Source organism: Leisingera sp. F5 (genome assembly GCF_001593695.1).
In genome coordinates, this window is the sequence record NZ_LUKH01001179.1 from 1 (window position 1) to 1,211 (window position 1,211).

The following is a 1,211-nucleotide window of genomic DNA, read 5'->3' on the forward strand; positions in this document are numbered from 1 at the left end:
GATCTGGGCAAAGGTGGTCAGGCCTGCTTCGTTCAGCTTTTTGACGGCAGCAGGGCCAACGCCGGTCAGCTGGGCCAAATCGTCCGAACCAGCAGCAGGTGCAGCTTTGGCAGCGGCTTTCGGGGCAGCTTTGGTTGCGCCCGATGCCAGGATCTCGGTGATCCGGACCAGGGTCAGCTTCTGACGGTGGCCTTTGGTGCGCTTGGAGGAGTGCTTCCGGCGGCGCTTCACGAAGTTGATCAGCTTTTCGCCTTTGATCTGGTCGATCACTTCTGCCTTTACGGCAGCGCCATCTACCAGCGGAGCGCCAACAACAGGTGCGTCGCCGCCAAGCATCAGAATTTCGTCGAACTGGATGGTGTCGCCAGCGTCTGCAGCAAGTTTCTCAATGCGGAGGATATCGCCCGCTTGAACCTTGTACTGCTTGCCGCCGGTCTTGAGGACCGCAAACATGTGCGTCTTTCCTTTTATACCCGCGTCCTACGGCCCCCTTGCGGGTGTTTCGGCAAATGCCGCCTCGAACAGCGCGCCCGTGTCATGGGCGTATTACAAATGAATCCCGGCGCACGGAGTCCGGGCCGGGATGCGGGCTTATGGTTCGGAATGCATCAGGTGTCAACTGTTTTCCACACCCTGCGCCATCAGCCTGTGCAGGATCAGATATCCTGCCCGGGTGTCAGCTCTGCCATCCGGTGCGCCAGTTCTTCAAAGCGGTTGGCTGTGATCTCATATTGCACAGCGTTGAGCAACTCATAAACCCGTTGCATGGGCGCCTCTTCCAGGGCCATGACATAGGCCTCGACTTCTGCATCGCTGAATTCCTGATAGGTATAGGCCGAGGCGGCCAGGCTGGAGGCCTGCAGGCTGAGGCGCAGCTCGCCCTCCTGCGCCTTCATCAGAGCCCGCAAGCCGTCGGCGTCCAGCTCCAGCTTGATCACCCCGGCAGCGGCGGCGGCCATAAGGAAGCGGAACTGGATCTGCTGCAGCGCCTTTACGCCTGCCCCTGCGGCATCAATTGCGGTTCCCATCCGCTGGTACATGGCGACACGTGTGCTGCCGTCCTTGACCATATCCGAGATGATGCGGTTGCCTGCCAATTGCTTTACCGCGTCATCTTCGACCTTATGCGAGGCGTTTTCCGCCCGCACCAGGCGCTGCCCCAATTCGCTGGCATAAAAGGCCGCCGCATGATCCAGGGCTTCGTCGTCCAG

General features: G+C 60.3%; 2 protein-coding genes. Both read right to left on the minus strand.

Annotation, left to right across the window (positions count from 1 at the left end; translation table 11 throughout):
* A partial coding sequence (rplU, locus tag A2I95_RS39930) for a 50S ribosomal protein L21 (RefSeq protein WP_291737876.1) occupies nucleotides 1-453 on the minus strand: 453 nt, incomplete at its 3' end.
* 203 nt (nucleotides 454-656) lie between these two features.
* Nucleotides 657-1,211: DUF2059 domain-containing protein (locus A2I95_RS39935; RefSeq protein WP_291737877.1), on the minus strand; the 555-nt coding region annotated here is incomplete at its 5' end.